The sequence below is a fragment of the Streptomyces roseifaciens genome (assembly GCF_001445655.1).
Classification (GTDB): Bacteria; Actinomycetota; Actinomycetes; order Streptomycetales; family Streptomycetaceae; genus Streptomyces; species Streptomyces aureoversilis.
Window position 1 is genome coordinate 868994 of the sequence record NZ_LNBE01000003.1, and the last position, 17936, is coordinate 886929.

Consider the following 17936-nt stretch of genomic DNA (forward strand, 5'->3'; position numbering starts at 1 on the left):
CGAACGACCACAATGTGGGGGACCGGCGGGGTGGAACGACCGGCCGCGACCCGAAGGCGAACAGAAGGGCACGACGTGGGGGCCGAACGCCACATCCTGATCCTGGGCGGCACGACCGAGGCGCGCAGGCTGGCCGGCGAGCTCGCCGCGGACCCCGGGCTCCGGGTCACCACGTCCCTGGCCGGGCGCGTGGCGCAGCCGCGGCTGCCGGCGGGGCAGGTCCGTATCGGGGGGTTCGGAGGCCCTAGCGGCCTCGCCCGGTGGCTGCGCGAGCAGCAGGTGGACGCGCTCATCGACGCCACCCATCCTTTCGCCGGCACGATCAGTTTCAACGCGGCGCGGGCCGCCGCAGAGGTCCATGTTCCCCTGCTCGCCGTCCGGCGCCCCGGCTGGGTCGCAGGTCCGGGCGACGACTGGCACGACACGGGCTCGCTGGAGGAGGCCGCGGCGGCGCTGCCCGCGCTGGGCGAACGGATCTTCCTCACCACCGGCCGCATGGGCCTCGCCGCCTTCGCCCACCTCGACCGGCTGTGGTTCCTCGTCCGCTCCGTGGACGCCCCCGAGCCCCCGGCACCGGCCCGCATGGAGGTCCTCCTGGACCGAGGCCCCTTCACGGTCGAGGGCGAACGCGAACTGATCCGGCGGCACCGCATCGACGTCCTCGTGACGAAGGACAGCGGCGCGGCGGCAACGTCGGGCAAACTCACGGCGGCCCGCGAAGCGGGCATTCCGGTCGTGGTGGTCCGGCGCCCCCCGACGCCGCCGGGTGTGACGACGGCCTCCTGCCCGGCGGACGCGATCCAGTGGCTCCGCCACCTCCCCCTGCCGGGCGCCTGACGACTACCCGGACTTCGTCTCACCAGCCGGGTGGAAGGGGCCGGGGCGGTCCCTTGAGTCCGCCGCCGCGGCGAGTGACCACGATGGTGGAGTCCGGCGGTGCCGTACAACCCTCGTGTGAGCCCGGCACCGCCGGGTACGTACGTCGTGGCCGATCGCCGTTGCGGCGGAAGGGAGGGCCGGGTCAAGGGGCGGCCCGGCCCCTTGGATCCGCGGCCGCGGCGCGTAACCACCACGGCGGGGCCCGGCGGGGCCGGGCCCCGCCGTTACCCGTGCGTCATCCCTCCGGATACCGCCGCGGCGTCCAGACGATTTCCTCCGGGGAGCCTTCCGCCGTGCGGCGGACCGCGCGGGTCTGGGTCGAGCCCACGAGCAGGATCGTGCGCATGTCGACCTCGGCCGGGTCGAGTTCGCCGAGGCGGACGATGCGTACGCTCTCCTCGGGGCCGCCCACGTCGCGGCCCAGGACGACCGGGGTGTCCGGGGAGCGGAATTCCAGGAGCAGTTCGCGGGCCTTGCCGACCTGCCAGACGCGGCTGCGGGAGCCGGGGTTGTACAGGGCGAGGACCAGGTCCGCGGAGGCCGCGGACCGCAGCCGCTCCGCGATGACCTCCCACGGCTTGAGCCGGTCGGAGAGCGAGATCACCGCGTAGTCGTGGCCGAGCGGCGCACCGGCCCGCGCGGCCGCCGCGTGGGCGGCGGTCATGCCCGGCACGACCCGTACCGGGATGTCGCGGTACGGGCCCTCGGAGGCCACCTCCAGGACGGCCGTGGCCATCGCGAAGACGCCGGGGTCGCCGGAGGAGACCACGGCGACGCGCCGCCCCTGCCGCGCCAGGTCCAGCGCGAACTCGGCGCGCTCGGACTCCACCTTGTTGTCGGACGCGTGCCGCCGCTGGCCCGGCCGCACGGGCACCCGGTCCACGTACGTGCTGTAGCCGACGACGTCCTGCGCGGCCGCCAGCTCGCCGCGCGCCTCGGGCGTGAGCCACAGCGGGCCGGCCGGGCCGAGCCCGACGACCACGACCTCGCCCCGTTCCGCACCGGGCTCGGCGTCCACGCGGCTCGGCAGCACGGCCACCGAGAAGTACGGGACCGACTCCGGGTCCACGTCGGCGAGCCGCCCCGTGCGCTCGCCGCTCATCGTGGCGCGCTCGACGTAGCGCGCCTCGTCGAGCCGCCCCGCCCGCTCCAGCGCACCGCGGACGGCGGGGAAGGTGCGGCCGAGCTTCATGACGACGGCCGAGTCGGTGGACGCGAGCCGCGCCGCGAGCTCCTCCTCGGGCAGGGTGCCGGGCAGGATCGTGAGCACCTCCTCGCCCTCGACGAGCGGCTCGCCGAGCCGTGCGGCCGCGGCGCTCACCGAGGTGACCCCGGGGATCACCTCGGTGGGGTAGCGGTCCGCGAGGCGCTTGTGCATGTGCATGTAGGAGCTGTAGAAGAGCGGGTCGCCCTCCGCGAGCACGGCCACCGTGCGCCCGGCGTCGAGGTGCGCGGCCAGCCGCGCCGCGGCCTCCTCGTAGAACTCCTCCATGGCGCCCCGGTAGCCGCCGGGGTGGTCCGTGGTCTCCGTCGTGACGGGGTAGACCAGGCGCTCCTCGATGTGGTCGGGGCGCAGGTGGCGTTCGGCGATGGAACGCGCGATGGAGCGGCCGTGCCGGGCGCTGTGGTACGCGACGACGTCGGCCGCCGCGATGACCTCGACGGCCCGTACGGTCATCAGCGACGGGTCGCCGGGGCCGAGCCCCACCCCGTACAGCCGGCCCGTCGTCTGCGGATGCTGCTCGCTCACTCTTCCTCGCTCGCTATCGCGTTGATGGCGGCCGCGGCCATGGCGCTGCCGCCGCGCCGCCCCCGCACCACCAGGTATTCCAGGCCCAGCGGGCTGCCGGCCAGGGCGTCCTTGGATTCGGCGGCGCCGATGAAGCCGACCGGTATGCCGAGGACGGCGGCCGGGCGCGGCGCGCCCTCGGCCACCATCTCCAGGAGCCGGAACAGGGCGGTGGGCGCGTTGCCGACGGCCACCACCGCGCCGTCCAGCTTCTCGCGCCACAGTTCCAGCGCGGCGGCGCTGCGCGTGGTGCCCATGCGCCGGGCCAGGTCGGGCACGGACGGGTCGGTGAGGGTGCACAGCACCTCGTTGTCCGCGGGCAGGCGCTTGCGGGTGACGCCGCTGGCGACCATGTTCGCGTCGCACAGGATCGGCGCCCCGGCGAGCAGGGCCTCGCGGGCCCGGGCCACGACCTGCGGGGAGTACGCGAGGTCCCGTACGAGGTCGGTCATCCCACAGGCGTGGATCATGCGCACCGCGACCCGGCTGACGTCCGGCGGCAGCCCGCCGAGGTCCGCCTCGGCGCGGATGGTGGCGAAGGACTGGCGGTAGATGGACGCGCCGTCCTTGTCGTACTCGAACACTCTGCCTCGCTCGCTGATGCTGATGGTGCTTCGTTGATGCTTCGTTTGTTCGTACCGCTGTGTACTGCTGTGCACCGCTATGCCGTTGTCGCAGCTGTCGCAGCTGTCGCAGCTGTCGCAGCTGTCGCCGTCGTGGCCACCTGTGCCACCGTCGTGGCCGGCTCTGTCACCGCCCGTGTCGCCGCCCCTGGCGCCGTCGTGGTCGCCCGTGCCGCCGCCACCGCTCCCCTCAGCCCGCCGGGCGCCACCCTCCGCACCGGACCGTCCGGCTCGCCGCCTCCCCGCAGGGAGACCTCGTAGCCGTCGCCCGTCGCGAGGACGTCGACCCAGCGGCCGCCGCCCGGCCGGCCGCAGCGCCGCTCGCAGCCGGACCAGTACACCGGCAGCGCCGCCGCCGCACCGGCAGGCTGCCCGCCGGCGAGGCACTCCGCCGCATCCGCCCGCACGTCCGCGAGGGACTTGGCGCATCCGGGGCGCCCGGCGCACGCGCCCGCGCGGTGCCAGGCGGACTCCGCGGAGGTGACGAACCCGGCGTCGGCGAGGGCCGCCAGCAGCTGCGGGGCCCTGTGCGCGGGGAGCCCGGGGACGACCAGGCCGCGCCAAGGGGTCACCCGGAGCTCCTGGTTCCCCTCCTCGGCGGCCACGCGGGCGGCGAGCCGCCACTGAGCGCTGGTCAGCCGCCCCAGCGGTGCCGTCACCGACAGCGCGCAGCGGCCGCCGGGGCCCGTCACCAGGCCCGGCGCGGGCGGCTCGCCGAGGGGGAGCCGGGGGAGGGGGAGCGGGGTGCAGGCGATGCCCGCCGCGGTGAGCCGCTCCGCCAGCCCGGCGGCGGTCGGCCGCTGTTCCGGCGGGAGCTCCCGTACGCGCCAGGCCGCACTCCCGTACGCCTCCAGCGCCGCCAGGAACTCGGCCGCCGCCAGGACGGCCGCGCGCGGGGCGTCCGCGGCGGAGATCCGCAGGCCGGGACCGGCCGTGCCGAAGTACAGGCCGGCCCGCCCGGCGCCGCTTGCGATCAATGTCACATCGGGCCGGAGCGCCACGATGTCGCCCCGCCCGTCGTCCAGTCCGAAGAGGAATCTTCCGGAGAGGCCGGTCAGATCGGCGGAGACTCCGGGGACGTCGCCAGAGCAGAGCAGTCCGTCCAGCTCACGGGCCCACGACTGGACGTCGGCCGGGGCCGGACCGGTCTCCGGCGGGGTCGTCCCCGGGCCGGAACCGGAATCCTGATGCCGGCCGTCCGGTCCGTACGGACGCCGGTCGTCCAGCCCGCACAGCGGCGAGGCCGCCACGTTGCGGATCCGGTCGTGCCGGTCCGACGGCAGCAGGCCGTGCAGCCGCAGCCGCCCGGCGACGGCGCCGCCGCAGTCGGCGGCGAGGCCGCGCAGCTGGACGTTGCCGCGCGAGGTGAGGTCGAGGTGCCCGTCGCCCAGCTCGTCCGCCACTCCGGCCAGCGCCTCGGCCTGACGGACCGTCAACAATCCGCCGGGCAGCCGGACTCGGGCGAGCGCACCGTCGTCCGCGGCGTGCAGGCGCAGCGCGCCGGGGCAGGCGTCGCCGCGCTCGCGGACGGGCCCCGCGGCGGGTGTTCCGGCACCGGAGCCGTCCCGGCCCGGGGGAGGTGCGGGGGTGGTGGACATGGCGGCGAGCATACCGACGCCCTTTTCCGGCGCACGGCCCCGTACCGCACGCCCCGCGCTCTTCCGTACCGCACGCCCGCCACTCTCCCGTACCGCCTCCTGCCAGGGCTTTACTATGCTCAGCGGTGGAACAGTGCCCGCTTGCGCGGGCGCCGCTCCGCCAAACGCCAGCGACGGCGACAGGGGAGGAAGCCGGTGAGACTCCGGCACGGTCCCGCCACTGTGAGCCCGGCACTCCCGCCGGGCGAGTCAGGAACTCCCGCCGTCCTCCAACCGCCCGGGGCGCGGACCCCGAGGAAGGCTTGCCGCCGCATGCGCACATTCCGGTGCCGGGCACCCCGGGCGACCCTCGAAGCCCTGGGGAGCGCCGCGTGATCCTTCTCCTGTCGACGTCCGACACCGACCTGCTCAGCGCCCGCGCGGCTGCTGTTCACGGCGGCCCGGTCCCGTACCGGCTCGCCAACCCCGCCCGGCTCGCCCTCGACGACCTCCCGGCCCTCCTGGAGGGCACCGACCTCGTCGTCGTCCGCCTCCTGGGCGGCGTCCGCGCCTGGCAGGAGGGCCTGGACCTGCTGCTCGCCCAGGACCGCCCCGTCGTCGTCCTCACCGGCGAACAGGCCCCCGACGCCCAGCTGATGGAGGCCTCCACCGTCCCCATCGGCATCGCCGCGGAGGCCCACGCCTACCTCGCGCACGGCGGGCCGGCCAACCTCGAACAGCTCGCCCGCTTCCTCTCCGACACCGTCCTCCTCACGGGTCACGGCTTCGAGCCTCCGGCCGCCGCCCCCACCTGGGGCGAGCTGGAGCGCACCCCGCGGGCGGACGACGCCGGCGGCCCGCTCATCGCCGTGCTCTACTACCGCGCCCACCACATGAGCGGCAACACCGCCTTCGTCGACGCCCTCTGCGGCGCCGTCGAGGACGCGGGCGGCCGCGCGCTGCCGCTGTACGTCGCCTCGCTGCGCGCCCCCGAGCCCGAGCTGATCGAGGCCCTGAGCGGTGCCGACGCCGTCGTCACCACCGTCCTCGCCGCCGGCGGCACCAAGCCGGCCGAGGCCTCGGCCGGCGGCGACGACGAGTCGTGGGACGCCGGCGCCCTCGCCGGGCTCGACGTGCCGATCCTGCAGGCCCTGTGCCTGACCGGCCCGCGCAGCGCGTGGGAGGAGAACGACGAGGGCCTCTCGCCGCTCGACGCCGCGACCCAGGTCGCCGTGCCCGAGTTCGACGGCCGCATCATCACCGTCCCGTTCTCCTTCAAGGAGGTCGACGAGGACGGCCTCCCGGCGTACGTCGCCGACCCCGAGCGCGCCGCCCGCGTCGCCGGCATCGCCGTGCGCCACGCCCGGCTGCGCCACATCCCCGCCGCCGAGAAGCGGATCGCGCTCGTCCTCTCCGCGTACCCCACCAAGCACTCCCGCATCGGCAACGCCGTCGGCCTCGACACCCCCGCCAGCGCCGTCGCCCTGCTGCGCCGCCTGCGCGAGGAGGGCTACGACTTCGGCGACGAGGCCGTGCCCGGCCTCGAGTCCGGCGACGGCGACGAGCTCATCTACGCCCTCATCGAGGCCGGCGGCCACGACCAGGACTGGCTCACCGAGGAGCAGCTCGCCCGCAACCCCGTCCGCATCCCCGCCGCCGACTACAAGCGCTGGTACGGGAAGCTGCCGCAGGAGCTGCGCGAGTCCGTCGAGCAGCACTGGGGCCCGCCGCCGGGCGAGATGTTCCTCGACCGCAGCCGCAACCCCGAGGGCGACATCGTCCTGGCCGCCCTGCGCCGCGGCAACCTGCTGATCCTCATCCAGCCGCCGCGCGGCTTCGGCGAGAACCCCATCGCCATCTACCACGACCCCGACCTGCCGCCCTCGCACCACTACCTCGCCGCCTACCGCTGGATCGCGGCCTCCCACGAGGACGGCGGCTTCGGCGCCGACGCGATGGTCCACCTCGGCAAGCACGGCAACCTGGAGTGGCTGCCCGGCAAGAACGCCGGTCTGTCCGCCGCCTGCGGCCCCGACGCCGCCCTCGGCGACCTCCCCCTCGTCTACCCCTTCCTCGTCAACGACCCCGGCGAGGGCACCCAGGCCAAGCGCCGCGCCCACGCCACGCTCGTCGACCACCTCGTGCCGCCCATGGCCCGCGCCGAGTCCTACGGCGACATCACGCGCCTGGAGCAGCACCTCGACGAGTACGCCCAGATCTCCGCGATGGACCCCTCCAAGCTCCCCGCGATCCGCGCCCAGATCTGGACCCTCATCCAGGCCGCGAAGCTCGACCACGACCTGGGCCTGGAGGAGCGCCCCGACGACGACGGCTTCGACGACTTCCTGCTGCACGTCGACGGCTGGCTGTGCGAGGTCAAGGACGCCCAGATCCGCGACGGCCTGCACGTCCTGGGCGGCGCGCCCACCGGCGAGGCGCGCGTGAACCTCGTCCTGTCCATCCTCCGCGCCCGCCAGATCTGGGGCGGCACGGCGGCCCTGCCGGGCCTGCGCGAGGCGCTGGGCCTGGACGAGTCGGCGGCGACGCGCACGACGGCGGACGAGGCGGAGGCCGAGGCGAGGGCCTTGGTGGAGGCGATGGAGGCAGCGAACTGGGATCCGGCAGCCGTACCCACCGTTGTGGGCAATCGTCCCGCAGGGCGGGACGGGTGGGCACAACCCCCGGCGCCGGGCACGGATGGGGCGGACCCCGACCTCATCGCCGCGATCCTGACCTTCGCCGCCACGGAGGTGGTCCCGCGCCTCGGGCGCACCACCGACGAACTCGACCACGCCGTCAAGGCACTGGCAGGCGGCTTCGTCCCGGCCGGCCCCTCCGGCTCCCCCCTCCGCGGCCTGGTCAACGTCCTGCCGACCGGCCGCAACTTCTACTCCGTCGACCCCAAGGCCGTCCCCAGCCGCCTCGCGTGGGAGACCGGCCAGGCGCTCGCGGACTCGCTCCTGGAGCGCTACCGCACCGACAACGGCGACTGGCCGCAGTCGGTGGGCCTGTCCCTGTGGGGCACGAGCGCGATGCGCACGGCGGGCGACGACGTCGCGGAGGCGCTGGCCCTGCTGGGCGTCCGCCCGGTGTGGGACGAGGCGTCGCGGCGCGTGACGGGCCTCGAGCCCGTCGCCCTCGAAGAGCTCGGCCGCCCGCGCATCGACGTCACGCTCCGCATCAGCGGCTTCTTCCGCGACGCGTTCCCGCACGTCATCGGCCTCCTGGACGACGCGGTGCGGCTGGCGGCGTCCCTGGAGGAGCCGGACGAGCAGAACTACGTCCGCGCCCACGCCCAGGCAGACCTCGCGGCCCACGGCGACGAGCGCCGCGCCACCACCCGCATCTTCGGCTCCCGCCCGGGCACCTACGGCGCGGGCCTGCTCCAGCTCATCGACAGCCGCGACTGGCGCACCGACGCCGACCTCGCCGAGGTCTACACCGTCTGGGGCGGCTACGCCTACGGCCGCGGCCTCGAAGGCCGCCCGGCCCGCGAGGAGATGGAGACGGCGTACAAGCGCATCGCGGTCGCGGCCAAGAACACCGACACCCGCGAGCACGACATCGCCGACTCCGACGACTACTTCCAGTACCACGGCGGCATGGTCGCCACGGTCAAGGCCCTGCGCGGCAAGGCCCCCGAGGCGTACATCGGCGACTCCACCCGCCCCGAGACGATCCGCACCCGCACCCTGGTCGAGGAGACCTCCCGCGTCTTCCGCGCCCGCGTGGTCAACCCCCGCTGGATCGAGGCCATGCGCCGCCACGGCTACAAGGGCGCCTTCGAGCTCGCGGCGACCGTGGACTACCTGTTCGGCTACGACGCCACCACCGGCGTCGTCCCCGACTGGATGTACGACAAGCTCGCCCAGACCTACGTCCTGGACCCGGAGAACCGCGCCTTCCTCCAGGAGGCCAACCCCTGGGCCCTGCACGGCATCTCCGAGCGCCTCCTGGAGGCGGAGAGCCGCGGCATGTGGGCCAAGCCGGACGCCGACACCCTGGCGGCCCTCCGCGAAGCCTTCCTGGAGACGGAGGGCAGCCTGGAGGGCGGCACGGACGACGAGTAGCGAGTAGTCCGACAATCACACGGCGCGTGTCGGCCACTTCACCTACTGTGCTGCCCCATGGGTGGGCAGGCGCACGAGGGACGGAAGCGGCCGGCACGTGCCTTGGGAGTGACCTTCGCCGAGCTGATCGGGCCGTCACCCTGGGCCGGGCTGCTCGAAGAAGGACACGTGCGATCGCACCGCGCCGGCGAAGTGCTGCTACGGCAGGGCGACCCCGGCACGCATGCGCTCGCGCTGATCCGCGGGGCCGTCAAGGTGACCCGCGTGGAGCGGGACGGCCGGGTGCGCGTGCTGGCCTTCCGCGGCACGGGTGACGTGGTGGGCGAGGCGGCGGCCGCGCACAGCGGGGTGGCCCGGCTGGCCACGGTCGAGTCGGTCTCCGCGTGCACGGTCGCCGTCGTGGAGAAGGACAGGTTCACGAAGTTCGTCGACGGGAACGGCCTGTGGCCCGCCCTGCACGAGCACGCCCAGATCCGGCTGGCGGAGTCCGACAGCGCCCGGTCCGGCTACGGCGGGTCCTGCCGGCGACTGGCCGGGGCGCTGCTGGCGCTCGTCGCGGCCGTCGGCGAGACGGTGTCCCCCGGCGGCCTGGAACTGGCCGTCACCCGGGCCGAACTCGCCCAGTACCTCGGCGTCTCACGCAACACCGTCAGCAGCAGGCTGGGCGAGATCGGCGCGAGCATCGTCGCCGGACAGCGCAAGAGCATCGTCATCCACGACATCGACGGCCTGCGGGCGGTCGCCGCCGATACGGACGACTGACGGCCGGGTGACGCAGGCCACAAGCGTTGTGCACTCGCGGTGCACAACGCCGCCGGCGGCTCCACGAGCATCTGAGGCACCCGCCCGGCGCATTCCGCTCGCCGGGCAAGCCCTCGGACAGAGGAGTCGCCCATGCCCAGCACCGGACTTCCCCCCGGCGGCCCGGCCCCGTGGAGCATCAGCCGGGACCTGCCGCCCTACCGCGGGATCCTGGCCGTGGACGCCAAGGACTTCACCGGCAGGCCCGCGGTCGAGCACGTCAGGATCACGACCCTCATCCCGCAACTCCTGCAACAGGCCCTCGAGCGCGCCGGCCTGGGACAGCTGTGGCAGGACCAGCGGTTCGCCAACAACACCGGCGACGGATTCGTCTTCGGCTTCGACCCCACGGCCCTCCCGCGAGTGATCCACCCGTTCCTGATCGAACTGCAGGAACTGCTCACCGACTACAACATCCACGCCACGGCCACCGGCCGCCTCCGTCTGCGCGTCAGCCTCCACGTCGGGCCGCTGCCCGATGCCGAAGCACCGGGCGACGGCAACGGCACGCCCCGCAACGACACGCACAGGCTCCTCGACTCCACGCCCGTCAGGGCCATCCTGGCCGCGTCGAGCGAAAGCATCACCCAGGTCGCCGCGATCCTCTCCCAGCGGGTCTTCGAGGACGCCGTCCTCTCCGGCTACACGCGCCGCCACCCCGACCACTTCATCGAGGTGCCCGCCACGGTCGAGGGCAAGAACTTCCAGCAACGGGCCTGGCTCTACGTACCCGCCCCCTCGGGCAACCTCTACGACCGGCGGATCCTGGGCGAACAGGAGCCCGAGCCCCAGCCCGAGGCAGCTCCGGCCGAACCCGGACGGGCACCCGCGCCCGAACCGGACCGGGCACCCGCCGTGACCAACAACTACGGCTTCCTCTCCCACGCCAAGACCGTGCGCGGCGGCCAGCACCAGCACGTGCACGGACCCGGTGCCGGTGGTCAGGACGGCGCCGGGCGATGAGCAACGAACCGAGCGGGCCGGCACAGCCCGCGCCGCCCCCGGACTTCGCCCAGATCTTCGGGGATGCGGGCGGACAGCCCGTCATCTGGAACATGGGCACCGTCACCTTCGCGCATACGGTCGAGGGCGGTCAGCACATGGGCGGCCCCGTCACCGTGCCCGGTGAGACCGTCGAGAGCCGCGAAGGCGACATCGCCGCAGAACAGACCCTCGCGGCCATGAGCGGCTTCGCCGAACCGGACTGGTTCACCGGGGCCCTCGAACAGGCCGGCAGTCGCGTGGTCTTCCTCGTCGGCGCGCCGGGCAGCGGACGCCGGACCGCCGCGCTGAACCTGCTGCAGCGGCACACCGGAAGCTTCGCGCTGCGCGCCGTCGACTCCGACGTCGAACTCGCCACGTGGACCGTCGGTGGCACCGGAGCCCGTGGCTATCTGATCGACGGCCTCCTGGAGACGCGGACCCTCGCCCTCGGGAGCATCGCGCTGGACAACCTGAGGCGGCAACTCGAACGGTCGGACGCCTGCTTGGTCGTCATCACCGAACAGACGCCGCAGATCCTCGCCCACCTGAAGGGCGTCCTGCACGTCGATCCGGTCCGGGCGACGCCACCGCCTGCACGAGCGGTCCTGGACGCCAAGCTGGCCACCGCCTTGCCTGACCCGGCACGACGGCGGACCGTTCTCGCCGAGCTTCCCTCGGGCTTCCTCGACGAGACCTTGCAACGCCGCCCCGGACCGGCCCAGGTCGTGGAGATCGTCTCCGGGATCGTCCAAGTGGCGGATGGGACGACCGAGGCTGCGGCCATCGGCCGGCACCTGAGCTTCCACGCCGCCGACTGTGCTCCCCAGCTGCTGCGCTCAGTCCGTAACAGCCCCGATGACCTCGCCCTCCTTCTCGCCACCTGTGTCTTCGAACACTTCGACCACACCGTGGTCGAGGAAGAGGCCCGGCGGCTGCTGGAGGTCGCCGCCGGACGCCTCGACGCCACCCCGCCCGAGGCGGACGCCGTCACCTCGGTGAAGAACCCCGGTTTCGTCTTCCTGCGTTCCAGGAAGGAGCGCCTGGCCGCCATCGAGGCGGACCGCGGCCCCCGGGAAGTACGAGCCGCCTCCACCCACAGCTATGCCGTCGAACCCGTGGCCTTCACCCGGCACCTCCAAGGCCGGGCCGTACTCGACCTCGTCTGGCGCGAGCACCGCGACGCCGGTGAGCTGCTCGTGGAATGGCTGCAGCAGACGCCGTCGGCTCACCGGGCCCGCGCGGACCGCGCCGGCTTCATCCTGGGCAGGCTGGCGCAGTGGAGCTCGGGCGACCGGGCGCTCGCCCCCATCGAGCAACTGGCCCACTCGAGCAGGCCCGGCGACTGGCGGATGGCCGCCCGGGCCTTCGGCGCCGCCTCGGCCGACCCCGTCCTGGCCACCGCCGTCAAGAACCGGCTGCGCGGCTGGTCCCGGGCGGCTTCCGAGTCGCTGCGCTGCACGGCGGCGCTGACGTGCGCCACGGAGTTCGGCCTGGCCCGCCCGGAGGTGGCGCTGGCCCTGCTGCACACCACGGTGACGGCGCGGGAGGACGGATCCGACGCCGTCGAATCGGCGGTCCGGCGGGCGTTGCTCTCGCTGTTCGCCGAACCCGCGCTCCGGCCACGGGTGGTCGATGCCCTCGTCCAGTGGTCCCGCCCGGCCGGAGCGGCCAGGCGTACGGCGTGCGCGGCCGTCGCCCAGTTGCTGAAGACGGCGGCGGCCGTGAGGGAGCCGGCGGAGTGGTGGAGCGCTCACCTGCTCTCCGGGGACGCGCCCCCGGGGACGGAACTGATCCGCTCCGCGCTCATGGAACCGACGAGCTTCGACACCGCCCGCGCCGCCCTCCTGGAATGGCAGCGGCGCGCAACCACCGACCCCCGCCGCGCACTGGCCGTGGAACGGCTGGTCGACGGGCTGGCCCTGCACCTGCGCGGCGGGGTCTTCCGGCTGTTCACCGACCTGGAACGCGCCGCGCCGGCCCCCGGTGCCGAACGCGCCGGCCTGGCCCTCGCGCAGTGGCGCGGGACGGGCACACCACAGAGAGGCCACGCATGACCACGACCACCTACCACCCCACCCCCGTCCCGGCCGCCCCGCTGTGGACCCGGGGCCGGCGCAGCCCCCTCCGGGAGCTCGTCCGCTTCCGGCTGTCGCACATCGACCACATGGCGCTGGTGCTGGTCGAGACCGGCGGGCGGGCCGGTTCCGAGCCCTCGGAGCGGCTGTCCCTGCTGAAGGCCCTGACGGGTGGGTACGAGGAGGCGTACCTCGTCGACACCGGTCCGCGCACGGGGGTGTGGCAGCTGCCCGTCGGCGCCGAGCCGGCCATGCTGGAGATCACCTGGTGGGTCGCGGACCCGGCGCGGGCGGTCCTGAGCGGCCCCGGCCCCGGCGATCCCTGGGCCACCGTCAGCGGGCACCTGGACCGTCTGCTGCAGACGATGGCCGCGCGCGCCCGGGCCACGGGACAGGACCTCACTCCGCACCACGTCGCCCAGTACTTGTCGCGGCCGCAGCCCCTGGAGGGCACGGGCCTGGCCTGCTGTGCGGAGACCACGGCGCCGGCGTTCGAGCTGCCGGGGGCCGCCGGCGGGGGTGACAGCGCCCCGCCTCAGCTGTGGTCGCCGCAGCGGCGCGAGGAGTACGAGTTCTACCTCCAGGCGGTGCGCACGGGACCCGACGCGCTCGCCGCCCTGTGGCTGCTGCACCATCCGAACGAGGTCCGGCACGTCCTGGAATGGGTCACCGATCATCCGAGGACCGCCGAAGCGCCGCCCCCCGAGCGCGACGTGATCTACGAAGTCCTCGACCGGCTCTCCGCGGAGGAGCGGGAACAACTGGCCAAGGTTGTCGTCGAGCGCATCTACGCCATGACGGCACCGGAAGGACCGGAAGGAGAAGGCTGATGGCCGGAGACAGGTACTACCGGCGCGGGCACTGGGTGCGGGTGCCCGCCCCCAGGCGTCGTACGGGTGGCGCATGGATAGGTCTCGCGCTCGCCGCGTTCCTCGGCTGGGGCCTGCTGAACGGGTGCACCGCGGAAGAGGCGGACACGCCTCACGGTCCCCGGCCCGTGCCCTCGGCGGGCCCGGCGGAGTCCCGGTGATACCGCGGCGGCGGGCCCCGGGCGGGAGGCGGCTCCGGCCGCCCCGTACCCGGGCCGAGACGGCGGCCGCGCTCGTCGCGCTCCTCTTCCTCTCACTGATCGTGCACCGCCTGCTCGGGCTCCTCGCCGGGCTCGGCGCGTACGCCTGGCTCCTCGTCCTGGGCGTCCCGCCGGCCGCGGCCTGCTGGTGGCTCGTCGCCGTCCGGGGGCGGGCACGGCGCCGGGCCGGGCGGGTCCCGGGACTGCTTCGGCTGTCCCTGCAGCACGTGGACGCCCTCTCGCCGGGTCAGTTCGAGCTGGCGGTACGGGACCTGATGGAGCGCGACGGCATCGCCGCGCGGCACGTCGGCAGCCGGGGCGACCAGGCGGCCGACGTCATCGGCAGGGACCGGAACGGGCGGGTGTTCGTCGCCCAGTGCAAGCACACCGCGATCGGCGGGCGGGTGGGTTCCCGCGTGATGTACGAGGTGAAGGGGACCGCCGGTCCCGTACACGGAGCCGACGTGGCCGTGGTGGTGACGAACGGCGGCTTCACCCGCGATGCGCGGGCCTGGGGAGAGCGTCACGGCATCCACTGTGTGGACAGGGACCGGTTGCGCGAATGGGCCGAAGGCCGTCGCACCCTGGCGGCGCTGCTGGGGGTGCGTGACGTCGGGTCAGGGCACGGGTGACAGTTCCACGGTCACGGTCGGGGGTGTTGCCGGGTGGCTTTTCCTGGTGATCCAGTCGCCCGGGGTGATCGTGCCCGAGTCGTCGTGGTCCGCGTGGGCGCGGACGGTGTAGCGGGTGCCCGGGGGTGGTGCGGGGAAGGTCAGGCGTACGCGGGGGTACGGGGGGTGGTCCAGGCGGATGCGGGGGAGGCGGGCATGGGCCACTGTGCGGGAAGGGGCGTCGGCCGTGCTCGTGTCCTCCACGGTGACGTGGAGCGTCAGTGCGGTCCGGGGCGCGCCGGCGCCCGGCGCCAAGGTCACTTCCACTTCGATTTCCGCGGGGTCCGTAACGGACATACGCCTCACCTCTTGTCAGACAGCATATCTCTCAGTATTTTCCGGAATTGAGACCTATAAGGTTGACGGAAGTCGGGGTGGAATCATGTCCCCTGCTGAGACCAATGATGCCGGTGCGGGCCGCGGTGAATTCCGTTCGGCGCCCGCGGCGAAGACGGTGAAGACCGCACTGATCGCCGGCGCGACCTTCGAGATCCGGGCCGTCCAGTACGTGGAGATCGACGGACTGGCCGTATTCGAGGGGGATATCGTCCTCGGTACCGCGGCCGAGGTCGAACGGCGCACGGAGGCGGCGCAATTCCATCCCGAAAGGGGGCTTCCGCAGTCGGCGGTGGTCGTCGTCGGGCCGGGCGTCCGCTGGCCCAACCACGTGGTGCCCTTCGAGATCGACCCCGCGCTGCCGAACCAGCAGCGGGTCACCGACGCCATCGCGCACTGGGAGTCGCGCACGCAGATGCGCTTCCCGCGGCGGGCCGGGCAGCCGGACTACGTGCGGTTCGTGCCGGGCAACGGCTGTTCGTCGTTCGTCGGGCGCCGGGGCGGCCGCCAGGACATCACACTCGGCGGCAACTGCAGCACCGGCAACGCCATTCACGAGATCGGGCACGCCGTGGGGCTGTGGCACGAGCAGAGCCGCGAGGACCGGGACCGGTTCGTGACGATCCGCTTCGAGAACATCATCCCGGGGTTCGAGCACAACTTCGACCAGCACATCGCGGACGGCGACGACGTCGGTCCGTACGACTACGGGTCGATCATGCATTACCCGAGGGACGCGTTCTCCCGGAACGGACGGGACACCATCACCCCCACCGACCCCAATGCCGTCATCGGCCAGCGGATCGGGCTCAGTCCGCGGGACATCGACGCGATCCGCGCCATTTTCGATCCGGCACCCGGGTAAGGGCCCGGCGGAGGCCCGCGCAAGGGCCCCGTAACCCCGGGTACTTCGAGTTGGGCCCCCGGCCGGTGATCACTAGGATCATTCCAATGATCATCAGAAAACGGCTGGCAGCGGGCGCCTGCGCCCTCCTCGCCGCCCTGGCCGGGGGCATCGCGCCGGCGAACGCCGCCGACGGCCCCCCGAAGGATTCCCCGAAGGTCGAGCTGGTGCTGGACGTCAGCGGCTCGATGCGCGCCCAGGACGTGGACGGCGGCAGCCGCACCCGCATGGCGGCCGCGAAGCAGGCGTTCAACGAGGTCATCGACGCGGTGCCGGCGGACGTCCGGCTCGGCATCCGGACCCTCGGCGCCAACTACGCCGGTGACGACAAGGAGCTCGGCTGCCGCGACAGCAAGCAGCTCTACCGCGTCGGCCCCGTCGACCGCACCGAGGCGAAGACCGCCGTCGCGACGCTGCAGCCCACCGGCTGGACCCCCATCGGCTACGCCCTGCGCGGCGCCGACCAGGACCTCGGCACCGACGGCGGCACCCGCCGCATCGTCCTCATCACCGACGGCGAGGACTCCTGCGGCCAGCCGGACCCGTGCGACGTGGCCCGCGAACTGGCGGCCAAGGGCACGCACCTGACGATCGACACCCTCGGCCTGGCCCAGGACGACAAGACCCGTGAGCAGCTCAGCTGCATCGCCGAGGCCACCGGCGGCACGTACAGCACCGTCCGCCACACCAAGGAGCTGTCCGGCCGGATCAAGCAGCTCGTGCGCCGGGCCGAGACGCCCGTCGAGACCCCGAAGCCCGTCCGGGGCGCCGACGCGTGCTCCAAGGCCCCCGAGATCGGCGCGGGCCTGTGGACCGACCGCGAGACGTTCTCCGAGCACCGCTGGTACCGCGTCAACGTGAAGCCGGGTCAGGAGCTGCGCACGTCGGTGAGCATCGGCGCGGACCGGGCCGTCGACCGTGACTACGGCGTGCTCGTGCGCGCCGTGAGCGAAGGCGGCCAGGAGCTCGTCCGCGGCGCGGAGTCCGGGAGCGGGCGCACGGACGTCATCTCGTCCGGCCTCCGCTACCCCTACGGCCAGGCCGGGGACAAGGACAAGGCCAAGGAGGACGGCAAGGAGCCGCGGACCGTCTGCCTGGAGGTCTCCAGCTCCTTCTCCGCCCCCGCCGGCGTCAAGCGCGACCCGGGCCTGCCCGTCGAGCTGGCCGTCGACCTCGTGGACGCCCCGGACGACCCCTCCGACCTGGCCGCCTTCGGCCTCGGCCGCGGCTGGGTGCTGCTGGCCGTCCTGGCCCTGACCGGGCTGATCGCAGGGCTGGTGTGGGGCTGGGTCTCCCGCTGGCGCGTCACGGTGTGGAGGGCGAACTGATGAGGCTCACCCGTACAGCACGCGCGGCCTCGGCCGCCCTGCTCGCCGCCGCCGCGCTCTTCACCTCGGCCGGCGCCGCCGCTGCCGCCTCCCCGAGCCCGGGCGCCTCGGCCGCCGAGGACGGAGCGCCCACGGAGGCGGGGACGGGCTTCCGTACCGCCACCGTCCTCAAGCAGGGGCAGAAGGCGACCGCCGACGCCTCCACCGGTGACTACCTGTACTGGCAGTTCCCCGCCGGAGCCGGCCAGCAGCCGCAGGTGAAGGCCACCGTGAACCTGCCGGAGGCGGCCACGCGGCACGGCTCCGCCGTCTGGCAGCTCGACGTCTACGACGGACTGCGCCGCCGCCAGGCCTGCGCCTCGGGCGAGCCGACGAAGCGTGCCTCCGGGCAGGACGCGTCGGTGACCCTGACCTGCACGCTGCGGACCGTCCGCCCGTGGTCCGAGCGGTGGGCGAACGACCCGCTGCCCGGCGCGTACTACATCCGCCTCACCCTCACCGACGCCCCCGACCGGGACCACGGCCTGCCGGTGAAGGCGGAGGTCGAGGCGACGGCGAAGGACGCGGGCGGCGCCCGCGCCGAGGGCGGCGAGGTGACCCCGCTGCACGCCGCGGCCGTCAAGGAGCCGGAGGACGGCTGGAACGGCAGCTGGTGGTCGGACCGCTGGGCCTGGACCGTCGGCGGCGCCGTGCTCGGCGCGCTCGCGGCCATCGGCGGCTACGTGCTGACGCGCCACCCGCGGCGCCCCGCACAGCAGTAGCGCCCTCGCAGGAGGCCCCTGCGCAGGAGCACCCGCGCGCGGCGGTGAGGCGGGACCGGCCGGTCCCGC

Annotated in this window: 15 protein-coding genes and 1 riboswitch; of the genes, 11 read left to right on the top strand and 4 right to left on the bottom strand. The window is 74.1% G+C overall.

What is annotated here, in order from left to right; translation table 11 throughout:
• Positions 1–75: 75 nt before the first annotated feature.
• Positions 76–837: a cobalt-precorrin-6A reductase gene (locus tag AS857_RS09650; protein WP_058042709.1), complete on the top strand. Its 762-nt coding sequence runs from the start codon at positions 76–78 to the stop codon at positions 835–837.
• Positions 838–1114: 277 nt separating this feature from the next.
• On the opposite strand, the gene AS857_RS09655 is transcribed toward AS857_RS09650, so the two are convergent.
• The 3 genes from AS857_RS09655 to AS857_RS09665 all read right to left on the bottom strand — a co-directional run bounded on the left by AS857_RS09655 (position 1115) and on the right by AS857_RS09665 (position 4889).
• Positions 1115–2629 (bottom strand): precorrin-2 C(20)-methyltransferase, encoded by a 1515-nt coding sequence (locus tag AS857_RS09655; RefSeq protein WP_058042710.1) that lies wholly within the window; start codon positions 2627–2629, stop codon positions 1115–1117.
• Positions 2626–3252, bottom strand: a complete 627-nt coding sequence (locus AS857_RS09660; RefSeq protein ID WP_058042711.1) for a precorrin-8X methylmutase — start codon at positions 3250–3252, stop codon at positions 2626–2628. Before AS857_RS09660 ends, AS857_RS09655 begins: the two co-directional genes overlap by 4 nt.
• A gap of 77 nt (positions 3253–3329) precedes the next feature.
• Positions 3330–4889: a cobalamin biosynthesis protein CobG gene (locus AS857_RS09665; RefSeq protein ID WP_245699720.1), complete on the bottom strand. Its 1560-nt coding sequence runs from the start codon at positions 4887–4889 to the stop codon at positions 3330–3332.
• 185 nt (positions 4890–5074) lie between these two features.
• A riboswitch (cobalamin riboswitch) is annotated at positions 5075–5148 on the top strand.
• A 112-nt stretch (positions 5149–5260) separates the two neighbouring features.
• Between AS857_RS09665 and cobN the strand changes: the two genes are divergently transcribed.
• The 7 genes from cobN (at position 5261) to AS857_RS41180 (ending at position 14499) form a co-directional block, all read left to right on the top strand.
• Complete coding sequence (cobN, locus tag AS857_RS09670; RefSeq protein WP_058042712.1) at positions 5261–8938, top strand: cobaltochelatase subunit CobN; 3678 nt, start codon at positions 5261–5263, stop codon at positions 8936–8938.
• Between the two features lie 168 nt (positions 8939–9106).
• The gene (locus AS857_RS09675; protein ID WP_160330204.1) at positions 9107–9700 is read left to right on the top strand and encodes a Crp/Fnr family transcriptional regulator; all 594 of its coding nucleotides are present in this window, start codon (positions 9107–9109) and stop codon (positions 9698–9700) included.
• A gap of 132 nt (positions 9701–9832) precedes the next feature.
• Complete coding sequence (locus AS857_RS09680) at positions 9833–10702, top strand: hypothetical protein (RefSeq protein ID WP_058042714.1); 870 nt, start codon at positions 9833–9835, stop codon at positions 10700–10702.
• Complete coding sequence (locus AS857_RS09685; RefSeq protein ID WP_058042715.1) at positions 10699–12777, top strand: hypothetical protein; 2079 nt, start codon at positions 10699–10701, stop codon at positions 12775–12777. Before AS857_RS09680 ends, AS857_RS09685 begins: the two co-directional genes overlap by 4 nt.
• A complete protein-coding gene (locus AS857_RS09690) occupies positions 12774–13628 on the top strand; it encodes a hypothetical protein (RefSeq protein WP_058042716.1) in 855 nt (284 codons plus the stop codon). The genes AS857_RS09685 and AS857_RS09690 overlap by 4 nt, the downstream gene beginning before the upstream one ends.
• Positions 13628–13828 (top strand): hypothetical protein, encoded by a 201-nt coding sequence (locus AS857_RS38740; RefSeq protein ID WP_058042717.1) that lies wholly within the window; start codon positions 13628–13630, stop codon positions 13826–13828. The genes AS857_RS09690 and AS857_RS38740 overlap by 1 nt, the downstream gene beginning before the upstream one ends.
• Entirely contained in the window at positions 13825–14499 is a 675-nt protein-coding gene (locus tag AS857_RS41180; RefSeq protein WP_245699723.1) for a restriction endonuclease, read from the top strand. Before AS857_RS38740 ends, AS857_RS41180 begins: the two co-directional genes overlap by 4 nt.
• Here AS857_RS41180 and AS857_RS09705 read toward each other — a convergent pair.
• Complete coding sequence (locus AS857_RS09705; RefSeq protein ID WP_107105544.1) at positions 14485–14835, bottom strand: YbaY family lipoprotein; 351 nt, start codon at positions 14833–14835, stop codon at positions 14485–14487. The two genes, AS857_RS41180 and AS857_RS09705, sit on opposite strands and share 15 nt — an antisense overlap.
• Positions 14836–14920: 85 nt before the next feature.
• Here AS857_RS09705 and legP point away from each other — a divergent pair, with 85 nt between their 5' ends.
• The 3 genes from legP to AS857_RS09720 all read left to right on the top strand — a co-directional run bounded on the left by legP (position 14921) and on the right by AS857_RS09720 (position 17867).
• On the top strand, positions 14921–15739 hold the full coding sequence (legP, locus tag AS857_RS09710) for a Dot/Icm T4SS effector Zinc-dependent metalloprotease LegP (RefSeq protein WP_058042719.1): 819 nt from the start codon (positions 14921–14923) through the stop codon (positions 15737–15739).
• 86 nt (positions 15740–15825) lie between these two features.
• Positions 15826–17106, top strand: coding sequence for a VWA domain-containing protein (locus AS857_RS09715; protein WP_058042720.1), 1281 nt, complete (start codon positions 15826–15828; stop codon positions 17104–17106).
• A complete protein-coding gene (locus tag AS857_RS09720; protein ID WP_058042721.1) occupies positions 17106–17867 on the top strand; it encodes a hypothetical protein in 762 nt (253 codons plus the stop codon). The genes AS857_RS09715 and AS857_RS09720 overlap by 1 nt, the downstream gene beginning before the upstream one ends.
• Positions 17868–17936 lie beyond the last annotated feature (69 nt).

Excerpts from the sequence above, each read along its gene's own strand:
- AS857_RS09715 (WP_058042720.1), top strand. The coding sequence starts at position 15,826 with ATGATCATCAGAAAACGGCTGGCAGCGGGCGCCTGCGCCCTCCTCGCC.
- AS857_RS09690 (WP_058042716.1), top strand. The coding sequence starts at position 12,774 with ATGACCACGACCACCTACCACCCCACCCCCGTCCCGGCCGCCCCGCTG.
- AS857_RS38740 (WP_058042717.1), top strand. The coding sequence starts at position 13,628 with ATGGCCGGAGACAGGTACTACCGGCGCGGGCACTGGGTGCGGGTGCCC.
- legP (WP_058042719.1), top strand. The coding sequence starts at position 14,921 with ATGTCCCCTGCTGAGACCAATGATGCCGGTGCGGGCCGCGGTGAATTC.
- AS857_RS09680 (WP_058042714.1), top strand. The coding sequence starts at position 9,833 with ATGCCCAGCACCGGACTTCCCCCCGGCGGCCCGGCCCCGTGGAGCATC.
- AS857_RS09665 (WP_245699720.1), bottom strand. The coding sequence starts at position 4,889 with ATGTCCACCACCCCCGCACCTCCCCCGGGCCGGGACGGCTCCGGTGCC.
- AS857_RS09720 (WP_058042721.1), top strand. The coding sequence starts at position 17,106 with ATGAGGCTCACCCGTACAGCACGCGCGGCCTCGGCCGCCCTGCTCGCC.
- AS857_RS09705 (WP_107105544.1), bottom strand. The coding sequence starts at position 14,835 with ATGTCCGTTACGGACCCCGCGGAAATCGAAGTGGAAGTGACCTTGGCG.
- AS857_RS09685 (WP_058042715.1), top strand. The coding sequence starts at position 10,699 with ATGAGCAACGAACCGAGCGGGCCGGCACAGCCCGCGCCGCCCCCGGAC.